This is a genomic window from Helicobacter typhlonius (assembly GCF_001460635.1).
Taxonomy (GTDB): Bacteria; Campylobacterota; Campylobacteria; order Campylobacterales; family Helicobacteraceae; genus Helicobacter_C; species Helicobacter_C typhlonius.
In genome coordinates, this window is sequence record NZ_LN907858.1 from 1,034,252 (window position 1) to 1,054,985 (window position 20,734).

17 protein-coding genes are annotated in these 20,734 nt (G+C 37.8%); 8 read left to right on the forward strand and 9 right to left on the reverse strand.

What is annotated here, in order from left to right; genetic code table 11:
• Positions 1–17 precede the first annotated feature (17 nt).
• The 3 genes from BN2458_RS05125 to BN2458_RS10570 all read left to right on the forward strand — a co-directional run bounded on the left by BN2458_RS05125 (position 18) and on the right by BN2458_RS10570 (position 1,384).
• Positions 18–188, forward strand: a complete 171-nt coding sequence (locus BN2458_RS05125; RefSeq protein WP_231944730.1) for a hypothetical protein — start codon at positions 18–20, stop codon at positions 186–188.
• The gene (locus BN2458_RS05130) at positions 185–985 is read left to right on the forward strand and encodes a hypothetical protein (protein WP_034343720.1); all 801 of its coding nucleotides are present in this window, start codon (positions 185–187) and stop codon (positions 983–985) included. Before BN2458_RS05125 ends, BN2458_RS05130 begins: the two co-directional genes overlap by 4 nt.
• Before the next feature lie 276 nt (positions 986–1,261).
• On the forward strand, positions 1,262–1,384 hold the full coding sequence (locus tag BN2458_RS10570; RefSeq protein ID WP_268902963.1) for a hypothetical protein: 123 nt from the start codon (positions 1,262–1,264) through the stop codon (positions 1,382–1,384).
• Between the two features lie 249 nt (positions 1,385–1,633).
• Here the strand turns inward: BN2458_RS10570 and BN2458_RS05135 are convergent, their stop codons facing one another.
• The 6 genes from BN2458_RS05135 to pheS all read right to left on the reverse strand — a co-directional run bounded on the left by BN2458_RS05135 (position 1,634) and on the right by pheS (position 10,539).
• Complete coding sequence (locus tag BN2458_RS05135) at positions 1,634–3,913, reverse strand: PD-(D/E)XK nuclease family protein (protein ID WP_034343722.1); 2,280 nt, start codon at positions 3,911–3,913, stop codon at positions 1,634–1,636.
• Between the two features lie 42 nt (positions 3,914–3,955).
• Positions 3,956–4,396: a hypothetical protein gene (locus BN2458_RS05140; RefSeq protein WP_034325666.1), complete on the reverse strand. Its 441-nt coding sequence runs from the start codon at positions 4,394–4,396 to the stop codon at positions 3,956–3,958.
• Positions 4,397–4,432: 36 nt separating this feature from the next.
• Positions 4,433–4,912, reverse strand: coding sequence for a hypothetical protein (locus BN2458_RS05145; protein ID WP_034343724.1), 480 nt, complete (start codon positions 4,910–4,912; stop codon positions 4,433–4,435).
• A gap of 264 nt (positions 4,913–5,176) precedes the next feature.
• Positions 5,177–7,120 (reverse strand): transketolase, encoded by a 1,944-nt coding sequence (gene tkt, locus BN2458_RS05150; RefSeq protein ID WP_034325662.1) that lies wholly within the window; start codon positions 7,118–7,120, stop codon positions 5,177–5,179.
• Between the two features lie 24 nt (positions 7,121–7,144).
• Positions 7,145–9,550: a phenylalanine--tRNA ligase subunit beta gene (gene pheT, locus BN2458_RS05155; protein ID WP_034325660.1), complete on the reverse strand. Its 2,406-nt coding sequence runs from the start codon at positions 9,548–9,550 to the stop codon at positions 7,145–7,147.
• Positions 9,550–10,539, reverse strand: coding sequence for a phenylalanine--tRNA ligase subunit alpha (gene pheS / locus BN2458_RS05160; RefSeq protein WP_034325748.1), 990 nt, complete (start codon positions 10,537–10,539; stop codon positions 9,550–9,552). The genes pheT and pheS overlap by 1 nt, the downstream gene beginning before the upstream one ends.
• A 193-nt stretch (positions 10,540–10,732) precedes the next feature.
• On the opposite strand from pheS, the gene BN2458_RS05165 reads away from it, so the two are divergent.
• Both BN2458_RS05165 and BN2458_RS05170 read left to right on the forward strand, forming a co-directional pair.
• Positions 10,733–11,074 carry a histidine triad nucleotide-binding protein gene (locus BN2458_RS05165; protein ID WP_034343726.1) on the forward strand — a complete coding sequence of 114 codons (342 nt, stop codon included), beginning with the start codon at positions 10,733–10,735 and terminating at the stop codon, positions 11,072–11,074.
• Positions 11,075–11,157: 83 nt separating this feature from the next.
• Entirely contained in the window at positions 11,158–12,513 is a 1,356-nt protein-coding gene (locus tag BN2458_RS05170) for an MATE family efflux transporter (RefSeq protein WP_034325656.1), read from the forward strand.
• A gap of 6 nt (positions 12,514–12,519) precedes the next feature.
• Here the strand turns inward: BN2458_RS05170 and BN2458_RS05175 are convergent, their stop codons facing one another.
• Complete coding sequence (locus BN2458_RS05175) at positions 12,520–13,632, reverse strand: glycosyltransferase family 8 protein (protein WP_034343728.1); 1,113 nt, start codon at positions 13,630–13,632, stop codon at positions 12,520–12,522.
• A 1-nt stretch (position 13,633) separates the two neighbouring features.
• Positions 13,634–15,241, reverse strand: a complete 1,608-nt coding sequence (locus BN2458_RS05180) for an ABC-F family ATP-binding cassette domain-containing protein (protein WP_034325651.1) — start codon at positions 15,239–15,241, stop codon at positions 13,634–13,636.
• Between the two features lie 204 nt (positions 15,242–15,445).
• Here BN2458_RS05180 and ccoG point away from each other — a divergent pair, with 204 nt between their 5' ends.
• From ccoG to BN2458_RS05195, 3 genes are all read left to right on the forward strand, one after another.
• Complete coding sequence (ccoG, locus tag BN2458_RS05185; protein ID WP_058122059.1) at positions 15,446–16,840, forward strand: cytochrome c oxidase accessory protein CcoG; 1,395 nt, start codon at positions 15,446–15,448, stop codon at positions 16,838–16,840.
• A gap of 375 nt (positions 16,841–17,215) precedes the next feature.
• A complete protein-coding gene (locus BN2458_RS05190) occupies positions 17,216–18,196 on the forward strand; it encodes a glycosyltransferase family protein (protein WP_034343247.1) in 981 nt (326 codons plus the stop codon).
• A 237-nt stretch (positions 18,197–18,433) separates the two neighbouring features.
• A complete protein-coding gene (locus BN2458_RS05195) occupies positions 18,434–19,231 on the forward strand; it encodes a methyltransferase FkbM (protein ID WP_231944731.1) in 798 nt (265 codons plus the stop codon).
• Between the two features lie 369 nt (positions 19,232–19,600).
• Here the strand turns inward: BN2458_RS05195 and BN2458_RS05200 are convergent, their stop codons facing one another.
• The gene (locus tag BN2458_RS05200; RefSeq protein WP_034343240.1) at positions 19,601–20,722 is read right to left on the reverse strand and encodes a hypothetical protein; all 1,122 of its coding nucleotides are present in this window, start codon (positions 20,720–20,722) and stop codon (positions 19,601–19,603) included.
• Positions 20,723–20,734 lie beyond the last annotated feature (12 nt).

Genomic DNA, 20,734 nt, shown 5'->3' on the forward strand with positions numbered 1-20,734 from the left:
AGATTTAAACATAAAAAATGATACTGCCGTTACACAAGAAAGTAGTAACTTGGGGCGAAATAGACAGAAAAGTAGAAAAGATTGATGGGAAAAGCCTTAAGGATTATACTTTAACAGAATATCTTAATTATAATTTTGGTGCTATGGTATTCTTGCCTATACCTTACGAATTGGGAGAATGTGAATGAGAGTATTAAAGATTCTTTATCTTATACTCTTGTGCGTAATGCTTGCCTCCTGCACAAAGCCTATATATACAAGCTTTGAAACAAACAGAGCAAAAATGCAAGAACTATCAGGTTTTGATATCATACAATGTAGCAAGATAATAAAAGAATCGGTCAAAAATGAAGAGGAGATTCTAAGCAATAAAGGCTTAATAGATTACAAGAAACAATATTTTAAAAATGGAAGAAATATCCAAATAAATCAATACGAAATTACTAAAAATAAAGAAAAAACCATAATAAAGAATAAAACCAATAACACTATCATACAAGTATATAATGATAATGAAGCTGCAGCGTTTAATATTTCTTACGATAAGCAATATTTAGGAATCTGTGATAGAGGAAAGCTGCATATATTTGATTTAAACAAAAATTTATATGAACTTGAGCATTACAAAGATAAAAAATGCACAAGAGTTGATTTTTCTTTAGATAATAAATATCTTATAGTAAATAATAAAAATCAAGGACAAATTTATGAATTTAAGAGAGGAAATTTGGTATATGATAATCCTAATAATCCTCTTTTTGTATCATTGGATTATGCAATAGTGGGCAATGAAATTATATTATTTGATGAAGAAAAAAGAATTATTGTTGAGGGATTAGGGGACTCAAGTTTAGAAGAAAAGATTATAGAAGTTAGAAAAAATAAAGAGGGTATTGATGTATTAATTTGGGAGGGACGAAAATCTTGGGCGCCTTTTGTCTCTTTTGCGCCAACTTGTTCAATTAGAAGATTACAAGGATTCTAGTGCAGACTAAAGATTCAAATACACAAGCTTTCAATCAAGGGAGCTTTTATAATGCTAGAACAATATAAAGATTATATTATGGCAAAAGGATATTAAAATGAAAAAAATTATTATATATACAATGGCATTAATGCCTATGCTAATACTTTTTGTAATACTAATGAGAAATCTTTTATTTTTCAGCAATGGCAAGAAACTTGGGGAACATATAAATGGGGAGATAATGCACAAATTAATCAATACTATACTATAGAGACAGATGGAGCTTTTAAGGATATGATACGAGCTTGTGATATGGTTGGTTTGAAGCAGATGTTAAGTTATCTTGGAAAAGATGAAATTATAAGCAATCAAGAAGTACAAGGAAGTTATTTGGACAATATCTTGCAAGAAGATTAAATCCTTTAGTTGTAGAATTTTTGCTTAATAATAAACTTATTTTGGAAGATTTAGAAGAATCAAATCTAGTGATAAATTATAAGGCGTTAGCCACCCAAAAGCTCAAAGAAGCTAAAAGTAATAGCAAATTATGAAAAGATACGAGAGCTTTTACAAAAATATGGAATAAATAAGGAATGAGTATAATGCCAAAATTACAATACAACAAACCCTATAACTCCCAACAAATGCTTAGACAGATTCAAGAATCTATCTATCACATAATTGCGTGAAAGGGCAGTAATTGCAAGTAGAATGCTTTACTGCCTTATCAAACATAATTTCACCTTTAAAAGAATGTAGTCTCTCTAAAAGCACACTTTCTTTCTCCGCTATGCTCTCCTCCTCTATTTTTTTGCATTCTTTTATATCCCAATACAGCAGTTTTATAGGTAAAGAGGCATATTGTGGATAGTTTTGCAAAAAGGCTTGTTTATACAGCAGCAGTGCAAAATCGCTTGTTTTCTCCGCGCTTTTTTCTACCTTGAAATGTGAGCGATATTTGTAGTCGATGATTTCTATACACTCATCATTTTTTTGGATTCTATCCGGGCGCACAGAAAACACAAAATCCCCATATTGCGCTAACATAGACTTTTCAAGGCATAGAATCTCAACCTCCCCTCCTCCCTCATATGTATGCAAAAACTCATCAAGCTCAAGCATAAGAAGTCCAATATTTGCCCTATCCACCGCGCCTATATCATTAAAATCCATACAATTTTGCAACTGCGACATTGCGCTTTGACTTAACTTTTGCACATCTAAAATCTGCCTTTTACCCACATATGGACTATACACAGATTCTAAACATTGATGTAAAATATTTCCAAAAATCGCGCTATCTTGCCCCACATCGCTTAAATATTCCTTGTATTGATAAAAATATCGTCTTGGGCATTCAAGCAGAATCTTAAGCTTACTTGGGCTTAGCTCACGCGGTAGCACACCGCTTAATTTATCTTCAACATACTCTAGCTTCCTCCCCTGCTCCAAAAGTGCAAAATACATATCACCATTATAGCTTTGTATTGGGCTTTTGAGATACGCACCTAACTCATCGAGCAAAAGGCTCTTATGTTTATCATCATTCTCTACATACGATACCACGACTTCACTTGCTGCGCTAAAAATCGCACAATAATAATGCTTTTGCAGCTGCTCCTTATCTTTTATCGTAGGCATATCAAGCTTTTTGCGTAGCGCAGAGTTCAAAAATAAGTCGTTTTGACTAATACTAGGTATCACATCGTCATTAAAATCTACGATAATAGCCCTCTCACACGCAAAACCACGAGATTCTAATACACCCATTACGCGAATTTTTCCGCCCGATATATCATCAATACTACACCCCTCTAGCTCCTTAAGCAAAAGCTCAATAATCTCTACAAAATTACATTTATTAATGCCAATATGTTCCCACATAAAAAGCAGCTCCCCAACATACTCCCGCACCCTTTGACTCGCTCTATCATCATAGACACTAAGGGTGGCTTGTATCTCCTCACTCACGCGATTATATGACACATCTACACGCTCATCTTTATAAGCTTCTCTCATACTTTCAAGCTTTTTATACGCCTCTGCACTGCCTATGTCCTTTCCCATAGCAAAATTAAGATTATGCGCTTTATCAAAAAGCGCGAGATAGCGTGTGAAATCTTCATTTGGCACAATCACGGCAATATCCTCCTCTTTTACGCCCTCTTTGAGCCACTGCTCTATCATATAAAACACAAGCGCAACCTGCGATATACGCAGATTAAAGCTATATGCACTCACTCGTGCGTTTATGGCTTGGGGCTTAGAATCAAGTAAGTTGCCTGTGTGAAAATCAAAGCTATATCGATAAAATGGCTCACATTGCTCTAAAATATGTTTTGGCAAAAATGGCAGATTCACATTATATTCATCAAGGGAGAAATGCACCCTTATCGAGCTTAAGTGGGAGATTTGGGCGAGTAAATGCAGGTGGGCTTTTGTCATAGTGCCCTCAATGTATATATCAATAGATTCAAAACTACGAACAAAGGCTTCATTAATGCTTATTTGCGCGTTTGGTGCTAAGATTAGTCCATCATAATATTTTAGTTCCTCCAAACGTTCCACATAGCGTTTTTTCACCCATTCAAGCACATAGAGATGATCCTCATAGTCCCCATAAGTATCAAGCAATGGAATCTCGCTCATCTGCACCTGCGCTTGAGAAATCTCATCAAAAAAGCCAAATAAAAACTGCGAAGATTCTAAAAAGGCGAGAAAACTCTCCTCAAAGATAAAATTTACCCTTTTTAGCTCACTCGCACAACTCTTTAGAATCTCCATAGCTAGAGGCAAACGCATTTGTTTAGGCAATGCCCTATACCCCTTAATGATAAGAATTTGGGTAAAAAAATCATTCATCATCATATGCGGAGAGAGCAAGACACCCTCATCTAAATGCTGCATTAAAGAGCGATTGGAGCTATAAACCTTGAGCGTATTCATTCAACCTCCGCTTTTTTGGGTTTTGAGTTAGATTCTAAAATCTCACTGACCTTTTTGAAAATAATGCGATTTACCGCTATTTTCATCAATAATTTTAAGGGTATTTCCTTTTAGCTCAAAGCTAGGATTTGCGCCACCGCAAAAATCAAGTTCACCACGATATGAGATGTCCTTTTCTCCATTTTTTCGCTCAAAGATTCTTAAAATACCGCCATCACAAGCATTTCCCATAGGATTATCTTGGAACACCCAAACATCATTCCAATTTTGAAGTCTTGCATAAAAAATCAAGCTTGGATTATATTCAAATTCGCAAGTTCTTTGATAAATTATTTTATTATCAATAGAGATACTGCATTGATTGTTTTTTGCATCTGTGGATATAGTCATTAAGTCGTTTTGAATCTCTTTTTGTATTTGTGATGAGATTTTATTTGCATTTAATAAAATACAACATAGCAATATTAAACTTAATATTTTCACTATTTTATCCTTTATCATAAAAATTCAACAAAATCTTCATTGCTCATTGCAAGATTCTAAAACTTTTGTTATAGATTTTAATTTTTTGCCATCAAAGATAAATTTCTCTTGCTTACAAGTGCCATTATGGTATTCATACTGCGCAATTAAAAGATTGCTATCCTTTTGACTTAATAAAATATCAATACTATCTTTATTATTTGTATCAGGTGTTGTGTTAAATCTACTTAGAATCATATAGTCATCATTTCCGCTCTGTTTATCCAATAAAGAATAAAATCTGCATCCAGTGCCACAACTATGAGGTATTATTGAATATTTACCTGCAAAATTAATCTTTAAATCCACTAACTTACCATTTATATCTCTACATTCTGTATTTGCACACTTGTAGTCTTGCGAGATTTTATGTTTTCCTTGATATATTTGCGCAGGATATTTGCTGAAGTCATTTAAAAGATTATTCGCATTTAATAATGTGAGCAAAAAGAGCGAGTGTAGGAATATGTGTTTCATTTTTTATCCTTTCATATTTCTTAAAAACATTCATCGCAAAAAACTCTTGTTTTGTCTTTTTTATGAGAGGAGACAAAATATATAAGTATAGGCTAGTGGCTTTGGCGCACGAAACTATCCTACCGATAACTCCCCCTTATCGTTCTTAGAATATATTGCTTACCTCTACAATATTTTAAAGATATGTTAAAGTACTTGTAATTGATTTTATTAGCTTTCAAAAATATCTTGAAAGCTAATAAGCTAATCCCAAATTCCACTCAATTATTTTAGGAGTTCCTGTGCCACCTTTACAACATTTTCCACATTAAATCCAAAGGATTCAAAAAGTATATCTCCCTTGCCCGAAGCACCAAAGCTTTGCATACTTATCACTTCATCGGCAAAGGCATACCATTCTAGCCCCCTCGCCGCCTCAATAGCAAGCACCTTGCCCTTACACAAACTTTCTCTATATGCCTTAGACTGCTGCAAAAGCAAATCAAAGCAAGGCACACTCACTACCTGCGCTTTAATGCCAACCTTTAGCAAAGATTCAATACTTTTGAGTGCAAGACTCACCTCACTACCACTCGCTATAAGCGTAATATCCGCATTCTCCTGTGCTTTTAGCACATATCCACCTTTTGAAACATTACTCTTCAATCTCTCATCGCAAGGCACGATTACAGGGAGATTTTGACGAGTAAGCACAAAGGCACAAGGCAGTTTAGAATCCAATCCCACCTGCCAACACGCGATATTTTCATTCGCATCTGCTGGGCGGAATACAAGGAGATTTGGCATTGCCCTAAAATGGCTCAACTGCTCAATAGGCTGATGTGTCGCGCCATCTTCCCCCACGCCTATGCTATCGTGCGTCCAAATATAATATACTTGTGCTTTCATCAAACTCGCCACGCGCACGCTCGCACTCATATAGTCGCTAAAAACAAAGAATGTTGCGCAAAATGGCATAAAGAGACCATAGTTTGCCACGCCATTACTTATTGCACCCATTGCGTGTTCTCTAATACCAAAATGCCAATTCTTACCTTGTGGAAAATCACCCTCATTCTCTAAGTGTGTGTTATTTGAAGGGGCTAAATCCGCACTCCCACCGATAAAGCCCTCCATAGCCTGTGAAATAGCATTGAGAATCTTGCCATTACTTACCCTCGTTGCCATAGACTCGCCTAGCTCAAAATGCGGATAGCTAATGCGCGAATAATCCTTAGCCACCATACTATCAAGACGCTCTTTTGTAATTGATGGGAGATTCTCATACTGCTTTTGCCACTGCGCCACACTAAGTTCACCGCGCTCTTTCATCATTCTAAAAGCAAATAGCACTTCATCAGGCACACAAAAAGCTTTAGAATCTAACCCAAGCTTCGCCTTTGCTTGAGCTATAATCTCCTCTCCCAAAGGTGCGCCGTGCGCTTTATGGCTACCTTCAAGATTTAAAGCATTTTTTGCAATCTTTGTCCGCGCGATGATGATACTCGGCTTAGAGGAGCTTTTAGCACTCACAAGCGCGTTATGAATCTCCAAAAAATTATGCCCATCGCACTGCAATACTTCAAAACCTTGAGAAGTGAAACGTTGCGCTACATCTTCGCTCATAGCGATATTTGTCTTACCCTCAATCGTAATTTCATTACTATCATAGATAAGGATAAGATTCGATAATTGATGATGTCCAGCAAGAGAAGACGCTTCATAACTAATACCCTCCTGCAAGTCGCCATCTCCACATAAGCAATACACAAAATGCGAGATAATCTCCTTGCCAAAGAGATTCTGCGCGTATTTACTTGCCATAGCCATACCCACTGCATTTGCTATACCCTGTCCTAGCGGTCCTGTGGTAATCTCCACACCTTGAGTATGTCCATATTCTGGGTGTCCGGGCGTTTTAGAGTGAATTTTTCTAAAAGATTGCAAATCCTCCATACTCACATCAAAGCCCCATAAATGCAAAAGCGCATACACAAGCGCACTCGCGTGTCCTCCGCTAAAAACTAATCTGTCGCGATTAAGCCAAGTGGGGTTTGTGGGGGCGAGATTCAAATGAAAGTTAAGGGTGCTAGCCACATCTGCAAGCCCCATAGGCGCACCGGGGTGTCCGCTATTTGCCTTTTGCACCATATCGGCGCACAGAAAACCAAGTGTGTGAGACATTTTTTGTAAAAGGGGAATATCCTCTTGCGTAATGTGTGGTTGCATATTTTTCCTTTCAAGTTATAGGATCTAAACGCGCAAAGACGCATTAAAGCTTTTTTGCAAAATCTCCAATGTAGCCTGTGTGGCATTATTGAGTTGAATCTCTTGCAATGTGCCCTCATAAGATTGCAGCACCAAGCGAATGCTAAGTGCCATTTGCTCTCCCAAACTCTCATCACCATACACATCAAGCGGATAAATATTTTGCACGAAATCAATTTTTGCCTCTGTAATTGCCTCGCGCACACGATGAAATGGAATCTGCTTGTCAATTAAGATTGTCAAATCACGCGTAGATTTTTGATACTTTGAAAACTCTTTTGCTTGCGCCAAAGCTGTATCATCTAAATCTAATTCAATCTCGCATATAAAAGTTTCGTTGTTTATATCCAAGTCCAAAGCAACTTGCTGATGAATCTTTGCGATAATCCCCACAGGCTTACCCTGATAATACACGAACGCACTTTGATAAGGGTGCAAGATTCTATCATCTCTCAATCCAAACTGCGCTAGAAGGGTTTGTGAATTTTCCTCATCGCGTATATTTTTGAGGCTTATCTCTCCCACACACCTTTGGCACATTAATGCAAAAGAAAAGAAATCCCAGCTTGCCGCTTTACTATGCGGATAGCACTCATCATTAATAAAGCCACTTGCAACAAAGGCGAGTTTGGTTTTTTCCTCTCGTTTGGCTGTATAGACACTTCCTATTTCAAAAAGCGAAATGCTTTTAAAGCCGAGGTTTTCATTGCGTTTTATAGAATCTAAAAGCGCAGGAATAAGGCTCGTGCGCAATGTATCTAGCTCTTGTGTGATGGGATTGAGCAGGGCAAGATTCTCATCAATTTGCACAAAGCCGAGTTTTTCCAAGGACTGCGAGGAGGCGAAAATATAGTGAATACATTCATTGAAAGCATTAGCAATGAATGTATGAGCTAATTTGCGCTTATTTTTATACGCAAAATACGCTTTAGAGGTATTGTGATGCTGCAAACATAATAGAGGCATAGGCTTAACCTTATCTATGCCATAGATTCGCAACACCTCCTCCGCAACATCTTGGATACTATGTATATCGTGGCGATATGGAGGAACGCCAATCATAAAGAAATTTTCATCGCCTGTGGCTTCGAGGTTAAAGGATAAATGCTTTAAGATTGTAGCAATCTCTTCTTTTTCCAAATGTATGCCTATGATATTATTAATTGCACCAAAGGTCGTCTTAATTATGATTTCATCAGTATTTTGCGAGATAGAATGTGAGCCAGAATACACGAGTGCATCACATACTGACACCATTTTTTTACACAAAAAGTCAATGCCTTGCTCCAAATCCGGATTGCTCCCCCTCGTGCTGCGATAGGTAAGCGCACTATTGCCTTTAATTTTGCGCTCATAAAGAGCCTTAGAAATGGCGGCAGAATTAACATAACTTGCCTCAATAATAAGAATCTCCGACCTTGTGCCAAAGTGCCGCTCACCATAACTTACACCAATTACTGAGAGTTTTTCATTTGCAAATACCGCTTCTAAGCCATTTTCATCTTTTTTTATGCAAAGTTGTGCAGCTAAGCCATTATCCAAAATAATATCCTTACTTTCGCAGTCTTGCAGCTTATAAGCATTAAGAATAACACCGCTCATATAAGTGCCGTATTCTAAGAAATTACACACAATATCATCAAGCAAAGTTCCATTGTGCGCAAGGGCTAAAGCCATATCAAGCGATAAATAGGCTTGTTTCATCTCAACCACACGATAAAGCAAATGCGCGTCAATTTTTTCATCAGTGAGAATCTGCAATACCCGTCCAAGTCCCAATGTAACGACATTATCCATATCACTTTGGTTTTTTAAACGTAGATTGTAGCAGGTAGCCAACTCCCTTGCTATACCAAGCACACTTAAACAATCACCACGATTTGGTGTGGTAGCTACCTCCACCACATCATCGTTAAAAAGCTCTAACTGCGCTACTTCAGCACCAAGCTCCAATCGCCCAGCAGTAGAATCTAGCACCATAATGCCATCATTGATTTTCGGTAGCCCTAGCTCTGTGCTCGAGCAAAGCATTCCACAGCTCTCCACACCGCGCAAAGTCGTTTTTTTGATTGTAAGCTCACCGCTTTTGGTGTAGGGGATTACCGCGCCTTCTAATGCCACTGCCACATACTGCCCTGCTTTGACATTTGGTGCACCGCACACGATTTGTAATTCCTCACTGCCCACACTCACAACACATACATTGAGCTTATCCGCATCTGGGTGCGGGCTTGTAGTCCGCACCTTGCCAACAACGACTTTTTGGGGAATTTTTATAGAATGCACAGATTCTACTTCTAACCCAATACTGCTTAAACGCGTGCAAATCTCTTCGGTGGAAATTCGCGAAATATCAATAAATTGTGATAACAAATGTCTCGTAAAAATCATTAGAACTGCTCCAATACGCGTAAATCACTCTCAAAAAAGCTACGCAAATCATTCACTCGACAAATCAGCATAGCAAACCGCTCTACACCAAGCCCAAAGGCATATCCACTCACATCTTTATATCCCACAAAATCAAAAACTTTTTGATTCACAATGCCACAGCCTAGCACCTCAAGCCACCCTGTATGCGAACACACACGGCAGCCCTCGCCCTTGCAAAACACACAGCTAATATCCACTTCGGCACTTGGCTCTGTAAAAGGAAAGAAGCTCGAGCGAAAGCGAATATCTACATTGCCAAACATAAAATGTAAAAAATCCTCTAAAATATATTTCAAATGCGAGAAATTCACCTTGTCTTTTGAATCTACGACAAGTCCCTCAACCTGATGAAACATCGGCGAATGCGTCAAGTCATAATCTCGCCTAAACACGCTACCCGGAGCTATCATACGAATGGGGAGTGAGCCCTCTTGCATTGTGCGGATTTGCACTGGCGAAGTATGTGTGCGCAAAAGCATAGAATCTTTAAAATAAAATGTATCTTGCATATCGCGTGCTGGGTGATATGCGGGGAGATTCAAAGCCTCGAAGTTATGAAAATCATCTTCTATGAGCGGACCGGTTTGCAGTGAAAAATTCATATTAACAAAAAAATCAATGATTTTATCCATTGTCTGGTAGATTGGATGTCCTTTGCTTGTATGACGCAGTGAGCTAAACAAACTCGCATCAACTGAATCTTTAGCCAAATCTGCCTGCATTTGTTTTGCAAGTAGTGTGCTTTTTTTATCGCTCAAAAGATTTTCAAAAGATTCTTTATAGGTGTTTAATTCTGTGGCGAAAGCCTTTTTTGCCTCACCTTGCAGTGCTTTAAGCGTGGCAAATTGTTGTGTCAAAAAGCCTTTTTTGCCAATCATTTCTACCCGCAATGCCTCCAAATCCTGCAGATTCTCTACCTGCTCCAATCGCTTTAAAATTTCCTGCACTTGCGCTTTCAATGCCTATCCTTCATTTTCTAAAGTAAAATAAAATCGGTATTGTAGCACATTTAAAGTTTTTATTGTCCTTTATTGCTATAATGAAAGCTTCAAATTAAATTTTCACTTTTAAGAATTCAAAGTATAGAATCCATATTTTGCAAATCGCTTTAGATTCTATAAAACCACAAAGGAGTAAGTAATGGCAGAAAAAACGATTTTTGAAAGAATTGTTGCGGGGGAGATTCCCTGCAAAAAAGTGGTAGAAAATGATAAATTCCTTGCATTTTATGATATTGCTCCTCAAGCACCGGTGCATATTCTTGCAATACCAAAGATATGCGTAAAAGATTTTTCCCTCGCTTCTAGAGAGCTTTTGGGCGAGCTGTGTGAATTTGCGCAAGAGGTCGCAAAGCTCGTAGGTATAGACAAGAGCGGATATAGAATCATCACAAATATCGGTGCAGATGGTGGGCAGGAAGTCCCGCATTTGCATTTGCATATTTTAGGTGGCAAAAAGCTTTCAAGCATTATCGTAAAATAGCGCACTGATAAATACCAACACATAAAAACGCCAACTTACGCAATGTGCTGTAAGCACTCAAAATAACATTACAAAGTAAGGCAATGGTTTATACTTTTAATCACAGAATCCGCAAGATTTTTCGCATAGCCCTGCCCTCTGGGGGTAATTCATTCCTTGATATTGCAAATGTCGCTGTGGGAATGTATTTTATCGCTCATATCTCGGCAGATGCGGAAATCACAAAGCACAATATCGTAGCACTCGGGCTTGGTATGAACTACTGGATGTTTTTATTTGCCATTACCACGATTTTTTATGTCGGCACAAACGCACAAATCTCCCGTGCCTTTGGCGAACGAAACTTCACAAAAATGAATAGAATCTTAAGTACGATGAGTGTTGGGGCGATTGTATGTGCCATTCCTATTTTTATTCTTACCTCTGCACTCAATGAGATATATTTTGACTGGATGGATGTAGGAAGCGAGGCAAAAGCACTTGGTATGCTCTATCTTAGTTTTATTTTTTATAGCATTCCTGCGCTTTTTGCAAAGACGATTTTCATCTCCGCACTCGCAGCCACAGGCGATACAAAAAGCGTGTTTTTTATTAAGATTCTAAGCACCCTTTTAAATATCGCCCTCAATTATATACTAATTTTTGGTGTAAATTCGCTTGGTATCCCGCCTCTTGGTATCGCCGGGGCGGGAGTGGCAAATGTGATTACATCATATTTCGAGGGACTTATACTCTTTGGGATTTTGTGCGGGGCGCATAAATATCTCAAATTTGCCTCCCTTGTTGAGTGGCGTGCACTCGCTCTTGGCTTACGCATAGGCATACCATCAGGCGTGGAGCGGGTATTGACGATTTTTTCACTCGTGTTAATTACGAAATTTATGACAGATTATGGCTTAGAAGTCATCACCGGATTCCAAGTTGGCTCACGCGTAGAGAGCTTTATCTTTATGCCCGGCTTTGGATTCCAAGTCGCTGCAATGGCATTAATGGGGCAAATGTTAGGGGCTAAACGCATAGATTTAGCCGAATCCTTTGTGCGCACAACTTTACTTATCTCCTCAATTATTATGGGGATACTCGGCATAAGCTTATGCCTACTAGGCAAAGAACTCACCGCTATTTTTACTACCGAACCTGCGGTGATTGATTATTCTTTTGCCTACCTTGTCGCAGTGGGTGTATCCCAAGTGCCACTCATTTGGATTTTTGTGCTTGATGGTGCAATGCGCGGGGCGGGAGCTGCAAAGCTTTCGCTTTGGGTAAATACAGGGAGTATTTGGCTATGCAGAATCTTACCGATGTGGCTATGTGTGTGCTATGGATTTGACGCTGTGTATATCTTTGCGATCATCTGTGTCGAAACATTCTTACGCGCTTTTATCTTTGGGTATATTTTCCATAAGGGCATATGGAAGCGATATATTGCGAGAATCTAAGCCTTATCATTTTTTTAAAGCATATTTTTTTGGATTTATCTTAACTCTTATCTTTCGCACAAATGGTCTTATAAAGTTTTTTTCTACAGGTTTAAAAACAAAAACAATCAAAGCCACACAAAAAGCAAGGGGATTATAATGCATTATTTTAATCCTCTTAAGCTCCTTATTAAAAATAGGAGTTTGTGAGGCAATATCCCACCATCGCTGATAATAAGGATAAAAAAGAACAAACTTGCTATGAGATTGAATATTTTGAGCTGGAGTGCGCCAAGGCTTTGCATAATTATTATAATGCACAATTTTAGCATTAGGAAGAATTTGTGTATAAGCTTCAAACCCTTTATTATAAATGTGCCCCAAAAGAAACCCATACTCTTCAGGCAATATCAATATCTTTTCATTCAGTGCAACATTGAGTGCATCTTGGTCGGGACATTGAGGAATATAATGTTGTAAGAACTCAAAGCATTGGGTTTCTATATGATTTGCTCGGTAAAGAGACATATTAAAAAGCATAAAACCCGAGCAAAAATAGCAAGACAAATTCTTTCTCATATCAAAACCTTCACCATTCTTGCTTACAGACTGCAAAATAAATGGTTCAATACGAGCATTCGCACCTTTTGGGAGCGGACTATTCACGGCAGCAGCGATATATTCCCCTAAATCCATTGCAAAAATCTCTCTTATATCGCATAATATGAGAGCATCGACATCTATATACAAACACCTTTCTATCTCCTCTGGAACAAAACGAGACAATAAAATTCTATAATAGGCAATATAATTTTTTTGTTTTTCAAATCCCCATTTTGGAAAATGAGCAAAAATACTATCATCAACAATATGTATGCGAATCTCACAAGGATAAATCAAAGAGAGTTGCTCTTGTAAGGCTTGAAGCTTATCTTGGCACTCTTGGGAGAGTGTATCGCTTAGGATATGAAAGATATAGCCCTCTTCCTCATCTTTTTCTTGTAGCTTTTGAGTTAATACCCCCCCCCCTATATAATCTCTAAAAATTTTTGTTTTATCAGTATTTTGAATAATATTTACAAGAAGCACACTAAGATATTTTATATAATTTTCGTCAGCATTAAAAACAATATGAAACATTTTATTTTCCTTTTTCTAAATATTCCTCATAACTCCCGCGGAAGTCAATAATCTTAGCTCCTTTATTATCAGAATCCGCAATAATTTCAATGATTCTATTCGCATACGCGTCTATTAGCTCCCTATCGTGGCTTACACAAATCACATTGCCGCTATATTTATAGAGTGCCTCGCCAAGTGCGATAATGGATTCTAAATCTAAATGGTTTGTCGGCTCATCAAGCACCAAGAAATTTCCACCTTCAAGCATAAGCTTACTTAGCACCATTCTATGCTTTTCGCCTCCACTTAGAGCATTTATGGACTTCTCTTGCTCCTCACCACTAAAGAGCATTCGCCCAAGCGCATTGCGTATCTCACCGCTTTCTTTTTTCTTATCAAAGCTTCTAAGCCACTCATACAGGCTCTCCTCGCCCTTTATCTCCTCGCTTACATTTTGCGGGAAATAGCCTCTTTGTGTCGTAGCACCCCATTTGACACTTCCACTATCGGGCTTAAGCTCCTCTACAAGAATCTTACACAATGTGCTTTTACCCACACCATTTGCCCCGATAATAGCGATTTTATCCCCGGGCAAAATCTTAAGATTCACATTTTTTAGCACACATAAATCCCCATAGCTTTTTGAAATATTTTCGCACTCTAGAGCTTCGTTGCCAATAGGGCGGTGAGGCTTAAACACAATGCTAGGGTCTCGCCTAGAGCTGACTGCAAGGCTTTGAATATCAAGTTTTTCAAGCTGTTTTTGTCGGCTGGTAGCTTGACGAGCCTTACTTGCATTCGCAGAGAATCGTGCAATGAAAGATTCTAATTCCTCTTTTTCTTTGAGTTTTTTATTGCGTTCAGCTTCTTGTTGTTTGGCAATAAGGGTGCTTGCGATATACCAATCATCGTAATTCCCGCTAAACTCGCGCACCGAGCCAAAATCCATATCTAAAATATGGGTGCAAACGCTATTTAAAAAGTGCCTATCGTGGCTGATGACTACAAGTGTGCCCTCGTGACGTTTGAGATTTTCTTCAAGCCACGCGATAGAGTGCAAGTCAAGGTTGTTTGTCGGCTCATCAAGGAGTAAAATATCTGGTTTTGGAAAAAGCACCTGTGCTAATAGAATCTTAAACTTATCCCCGCCGGTAAGTGTTTTCATCAACTCATTATGCGCACTGGCTTCAAAGCCCAAATCCTCTAAAATCTTTTCAATTACCACTTCGCATTCATACATCGGGTCTTCTTCAGCGCATATCATCTCAAGCTCTCCAAGCTCCTCATTTACCTTATCATCGCTCAAATCGCCATTTTCATAGAGATATTCCTTGCGCTTTATCGCATCATAAAGTCGCTTATTGCCAATCAGCACGGCATCTTTGAGGCTTAGCTCTTCAAAAGCATATTGATCCTGCCCCAAAACGCCCATTTTTAAACCCTTTGCTATGACTATCTCGCCGCTACTTGCTTCATATTCTCCACTTAGGATTTTAAGAAATGTAGATTTTCCCGCGCCATTTGCGCCAATAAGCCCATATCGCTTATGGGCATCAAGGCTTAGATTCACATTTTCAAAAAGCTTTTTTGTGGGATAGCGCATTGTGAGATTAATCGTTTGCAACATTTTGCAATCCTTGTAAAAAAATAAAGCGCGATTCTAGCATAAAAATGTGAGGAATATTTGATGAGGCTAAAAATATGTAATTCTATCTTTTGACATATGAGGAATAACAATGGCTATTAATTAAAAATTAAGGTAAAAAGTTAGAAAATCCACACTTACACTTCAAACAACAAACTTGCATTAAGTGCATTTAAGGAGAAAAGTATGGATACCGCGCTTAATCATACAGAATCTGTGTCGCATTATCGCAATAAACGCTACATCGTGTATGCTATTGCAACTTTCTGTTTGCTTGTCTTTCCTTTCATAAAGATTAATGGCAATCAAATCTTTTTGCTTTCTTTTGATCATAAGCAACTCCACTTACTCGGGCAAATCTTTGATGTGCAAGAATTTTATCTTATGCCATTTTTGCTTATTCTTATGTTTGTGGGAATCTTCTTTATGACTACCCTTGCAGGTAGAATCTGGTGCGGCTGGGCTTGTCCGCAGACGATTTTCCGCGTTATTTATAGGGATTTATTACAGACAAAAGTCTTTGGTTTGCGTAAAAGAGTTAGTAATAAGCAAGAAAAGATGGATTTAAGCACTTTTGGTGCGAAAATTAAGGCGGTATGTGCGTTTTTAATTATTACTGTGCTTTGTCTTATGGCTTCTGCAAGTCTTATGTTTTTCTTTACGCCGCCAAGTGATTTCTTTGTATATATGAGCGACCCGCTCAATCATCGTATTTTGCTTGGATTCTGGCTGGGATTTGGACTATTTTTTATCCTTGATATTACTTTTATACAAGAAAATTTCTGTATTTATATGTGTCCTTATTGCCGCGTGCAAAGTGTGCTTTTTGATGATGATACGGTTATGGTTGTCTATAATCATAAACGCGGTGGGGCGGTATATGACGCAAAGGGAATGAAATTTGAACTTGCGCCTAAAAAGCAAGACCCAAATAATGAATGCACCAACTGCAACGCCTGTGTGCGCGTGTGTCCTACACATATTGATATTAGAAAGGGTATGCAGCTTGAATGTATCAACTGCCTTGAATGCGCTGATGCGTGTGCTGATGTGATGAGTAAGTTTAATAGACCTTCGCTTATTATGTGGAAATCCTCTGCTTCGATTGATAATGATGGCAAAGTGAAATTTTTGCGCTTTAGGACGATTGGCTACATTGTTGTTTTGGCTGTTGTGTTAGCGTTGTTATTTTTTGTTGGCACGACAAAGGAGACTATGCTTCTTGATATTGCGCGCAGTGCCGAACTCTATGAGGTGCGCACTCATCGTGTTGTAGATAATCACTACACTATGGTGTTTAACAATACAGATACGCAAGAACATCAAATGTATTTCGAAATCCTTGATGTGAAAGGTGGCGATATAGCAAAACATCTCAAGATTCTAAAACCAAAAGAGTCTTTCGCTGTAAAAGCTGGTGAAAAATTGAAAAAAGTCGTAACCATACGCACAGAAGAAGTGCTCCCAGAAGATCATTATGATATTATTATCCGCGCCTTTGCGGTTGATGATAAAGATAGAATCTTTGTAGAGCGCAAGACAAACTTTGTCTATCCAAATCATAGTAAGCTTAAAGATTAGAGTTAGATTCAAATATTAATGCTGGGATAGTTTCCTAGCATTAATACATACAATTCCTATCTTTTAATTTATTTCAAGCTAAATACAAATAGCCCAATCCACCACATATAAGCTATATATTAGTTTCACTTCATTACAATACGACATTTTTATTGTATGGATACAAAATGACACTTCACAGCAAAATTATATTTTACAAAATGCCTCTTAGTTTAGACTTGCTAGATAGGTGCAGTGGGGGGGGGGGAATAAGCTAAGATTTTTTGGTTTAGCCACCCTCAAACACCCTACCCAAATTCATTTTATTGCGTTTTATTCTTTCTTTATCGATTTAATCCCTATTTGGTTTATGTATTTTGTCCCTAGGGAGACAAAATGCTAGAAACTTATGCACCCATTGTCCTTTTTACCTACAATCGTCCCAAACATACGGCTCAAACTATCCAAGCATTAAGCGCAAACCAACTTGCGCTAAAAAGTGATTTATATATCTATCAAGATGCACCAAAGCCAAATGCTTCACAAGATATTTTACAATCCCACGCACAAACAAAAAACTATATTCAAGATTTTATTACAAACAATACACAAAAGCCTCTTTTTAAAAGCATTACCTTTATTGAGCGCGAACATAATTTAGGACTAGCAGATTCGATTATTGATGGCATAACTTATGTTATCAATCAATATCAAAGAGCTATTATCCTAGAAGATGACATTATTGTATCACCTGTATTTTTAGACTATATGAATACAGCATTACAAAGATATGAAAATGAAGAAAAAGTATGGAGTATTACAGCGTGGAGTTATCCCATAGACACAAGTGGCTTGGGAGATTGCTATTTTTGGCGTTTGCCTCATTGTTGGGGCTGGGCAACTTGGGCGAGTAGATGGCAATATTATAAGCGCGACATCACTTGGGCGTTAGAAAATTTCTCACAGAGTGATATTGATTATATCAATATTGATGGAGTGGCGCGTTATTACGACCATCTTCTTGCAAATGCTCAAGGCAAAATTAAAACTTGGGCGATTTTTAATTACCTCATTGGCTACAAACATAATACTCTTAATCTATGCCCTAGCACCTCGTATGTCAAGCAAATTGGTTTTGATGGAAGTGGCGTGCATTGCGGTAAAGAAGGAGAGGTATTTAATGTCTCACATACCAATATGAAATTTCCAATTACTTTCCCACAAGAAATTATAGAATCTCCACTTGCCTTAGAGCGCATTAAAGCATTTGAACTTTCGCTTAAAAAACCTCTTCCATTGCGAGTTTATAGAAAACTCTGCAGAATCGCACATTCTCTTAGCCAAAAAGTAAGCTATTTAAGCGGGGGGGGGCAGTAGATAATATTCTAACTATTGATACGCCTCCCTATTATGCAGAGGTGGCATAATGTATCAAAAGCTAGATACACCCTACACTTGTACTAATCCTATTTTATTGCTAAGCTTTAATCGCCTTGATACACTTAAGCGAGTGCTACACATTATAGATCTGTCCGCCCAAGCAAAATCTATCTTGCAAATGACGGCGCAAGGGACAATAAAATATGTCCCAATGGTATCAGTGAAAAAGAGCAGGTGCATTCTGTAAGAACCTTTCTCATAGATAGCATAGCTCATTTTGATTTTCCTTGTGAAGTCAAAACACGCTTTTTAGATTCTAATCTTGGTTGTAAAAAAGCTGTAAGCTCTGCGATTTCTTGGTTTTTTGAAAATGAAGAACAGGGCATTATTTTGGAAGATGATTGTTTGCCAAATATAAGCTTTTTTCGATTCTGTGATGAATTATTAGAAAAATATAAAATGCAACAAAATATCTTTATGATAAGTGGTTGGAGTGCGCTAGACTTTGCCCAAAATACTTCAACAGAAACGCTCTCCCCCAAAGCACGCTTACAAGAAGACTATTACTTTTCAAAATATAATCACATTTGGGGTTGGGCTTCTTGGGCAAGAGCGTGGAGCAAATATCAGCTCGAATTTAACGAAAGTGAAATAAAAACGCTCCATAATTTTTGCTCCACAAAAGAAAAATACTACTGGTATAAGATATTCAAAACCTACGCACAAGGCAAAATAGACACTTGGGATTATCCTTGGACTTATAATATTTGGAAGCACAATGGCTTGTGTATATATCCCAAAAATAATATGATTTTAAACATCGGTTTTAATCGTGTCGATGCCGCACATACCACAGGAGATTCTAAATTTGTCTCTATGCCCTCTTATGAGCTATGCTTCCCTCTCACTCACCCAAAAAGCATAGAACAAAATAGTAAGCTTGATAAAGCAAATTTTCATATTGTATTTAACACATTGCCACTCTATAAGAGAATCTTACGCAAGGCTACACGTATATGGCAGATTCCATAAAGACACTAACATAAAGGCGCGAAAGTTTTACTCTCTATTAGCCCAAGTCGCAGGGAAAGACCTAATCATTTATCGTGTATTTTGACATCTCTCAATTTTTACCTACAATATCATTTATACAAAATATTTTACAAATTGCATTAAATCATATAGGAGGTATTTTTATAGCTCACCTAAATTTAGCACTGCCACACCCCCAAAATTCCAATATCCACGATAAAGCAATTGTTTATAAAGAAAGATATATAAAAAACAAAAGAAACCTAATAATATAAGACATACGCACCCATAAACTTGCAAACAAAGCCTTATCTAATTCAAAAGCTTAATATATCCACTAATCAACAGCTCGTGGCTTTTTTGATTTGTTTATCTTTGATGATAAGTTTTCACAAATGGATACGTATTAATGCCTTTAAGCTGCATTTTAGATTCTAAAATATCCTTATAAGTCTGTTGCTGTTTAGAATCTCCCGTATCATAAATGCTTTGCCTTGCAAGCGCACCTGCACTTATTAGATTAAACCAAATGAGTGCTATACCTTTTTTATCTTCATCATCAAGTCTTGCATATCTACTATCAGTTGCTGGTAAAATAATGCCCTTAGCCACATAACGCCAATGAGTGATACTTTCAAAAATATTACTTAAAGCATTGCCCTCAGTAACTGCAAGGCTTTTTGTAATCATAGGATTATTTTTAAGCGCATTTTGATAATCCCCATTTGTAATGGCAATTTCAAGCATTTGTGCCGCTATTTTATTAAGAGGCAGATAAATACCATTATCAAGTAAAAAGAGTATGAGAGTTGCCGCGTCTGTATTGCCCCAAAGTGCTGACTGCATAAGAGCATTGAGCGCGCGAGTATTTAGCCCAGAGAGTGCAAAATGCGCATAAGCACTCACAAGCAAGAGAGAATCTTGCTTACTTAATCCCTCACACAGCAATTTTTCACCACTTAAAGCATAAGAATCTAGACTCACAAGCCGCCCTAAAAGCTCTTTGCTTGGTTGTGAATGTGTAAAATCTATAATATGCCACACCTTTCTATCATTTATTTTTTCAGGCATAAAAGTTAAAATAAAGCCTATTTGTTCCTCTGCCACGCGTAAGCAAGTAATGCAAGGTGAGCGAGTGTCCATTATTGCCAATTGCATAAGATAGACTTTAGCAAGTGTAGAATCTTTTGCCAATGTCGCAAGTTCTTTGATATGGGGGATATTCTCCGCGTTGTCCCTTAGAGGCATTTTGCGAGATTTTTGGATAGAATCCACAATCAAAGAAAGAGCTTTAGATTCAGCTTTTGCATTATGATTTGTCTTTATTTTCTTATCATTTGTGCTCATCTCGCATTGAAGCACACCACCCAAATCTGCCTTACTTGTTTGCAAAAAAGCATTTTTTATAAACGCTTCTTTAAATTGCGGCAGAGTGAAATCACTTGCACACACTAATGCCACAGATATAACCAAACTCATAATATATCGCATTCCCTCTCCTTG

What these genes read in the sequence shown, in the direction of transcription:
- BN2458_RS05125 (WP_231944730.1), top strand. Translation starts at nt 18, where the DNA reads ATGATACTGCCGTTACACAAGAAAGTAGTAACTTGGGGCGAAATAGAC.
- BN2458_RS05130 (WP_034343720.1), top strand. Translation starts at nt 185, where the DNA reads ATGAGAGTATTAAAGATTCTTTATCTTATACTCTTGTGCGTAATGCTT.
- BN2458_RS10570 (WP_268902963.1), top strand. Translation starts at nt 1,262, where the DNA reads ATGATACGAGCTTGTGATATGGTTGGTTTGAAGCAGATGTTAAGTTAT.
- BN2458_RS05135 (WP_034343722.1), bottom strand. Translation starts at nt 3,913, where the DNA reads ATGAATACGCTCAAGGTTTATAGCTCCAATCGCTCTTTAATGCAGCAT.
- BN2458_RS05145 (WP_034343724.1), bottom strand. Translation starts at nt 4,912, where the DNA reads ATGAAACACATATTCCTACACTCGCTCTTTTTGCTCACATTATTAAAT.
- tkt (WP_034325662.1), bottom strand. Translation starts at nt 7,120, where the DNA reads ATGCAACCACACATTACGCAAGAGGATATTCCCCTTTTACAAAAAATG.
- pheT (WP_034325660.1), bottom strand. Translation starts at nt 9,550, where the DNA reads ATGATTTTTACGAGACATTTGTTATCACAATTTATTGATATTTCGCGA.
- BN2458_RS05165 (WP_034343726.1), top strand. Translation starts at nt 10,733, where the DNA reads ATGGCAGAAAAAACGATTTTTGAAAGAATTGTTGCGGGGGAGATTCCC.
- BN2458_RS05170 (WP_034325656.1), top strand. Translation starts at nt 11,158, where the DNA reads ATGGTTTATACTTTTAATCACAGAATCCGCAAGATTTTTCGCATAGCC.
- BN2458_RS05175 (WP_034343728.1), bottom strand. Translation starts at nt 13,632, where the DNA reads ATGTTTCATATTGTTTTTAATGCTGACGAAAATTATATAAAATATCTT.
- BN2458_RS05180 (WP_034325651.1), bottom strand. Translation starts at nt 15,241, where the DNA reads ATGTTGCAAACGATTAATCTCACAATGCGCTATCCCACAAAAAAGCTT.
- ccoG (WP_058122059.1), top strand. Translation starts at nt 15,446, where the DNA reads ATGGATACCGCGCTTAATCATACAGAATCTGTGTCGCATTATCGCAAT.
- BN2458_RS05190 (WP_034343247.1), top strand. Translation starts at nt 17,216, where the DNA reads ATGCTAGAAACTTATGCACCCATTGTCCTTTTTACCTACAATCGTCCC.
- BN2458_RS05200 (WP_034343240.1), bottom strand. Translation starts at nt 20,722, where the DNA reads ATGCGATATATTATGAGTTTGGTTATATCTGTGGCATTAGTGTGTGCA.